The following is a 267-nucleotide window of genomic DNA, read 5'->3' on the forward strand; positions in this document are numbered from 1 at the left end:
AGTAGTAGGTCTTGTGGAGGGCGTGGAAAAGTTTCTGCAAGCTTGAGCTCAATAGTCAGTAGCCTTGTGCACAAGCTGTGGATAAACTAGCTAGAAATCTTGCTCTTGTCCACAAGCCTATTTGATTTTATTTTTGATAGTCTCAATTTCGATTCGCAAACTGTCATCCTGGGCCAGCATATTTTTAATCTTATTATAGGCATGCAGGACAGTTGAATGATCACGCCCACCAAATTCTTTACCAATCTTAGGTAGGCTGTTATCGGT

At 41.2% G+C, this 267-nt stretch carries 1 protein-coding gene; it reads right to left on the reverse strand.

The genetic code is table 11. The features are described 5' to 3' along the window. Positions 1-117 precede the first annotated feature (117 nt). A partial coding sequence (locus FH871_RS34605) for a helix-turn-helix domain-containing protein (RefSeq protein WP_369008813.1) occupies positions 118-267 on the reverse strand: 150 nt, incomplete at its 5' end.

Source organism: Larkinella sp. C7, assembly GCF_006149005.1.
Taxonomy (GTDB): Bacteria; Bacteroidota; Bacteroidia; order Cytophagales; family Spirosomataceae; genus Larkinella.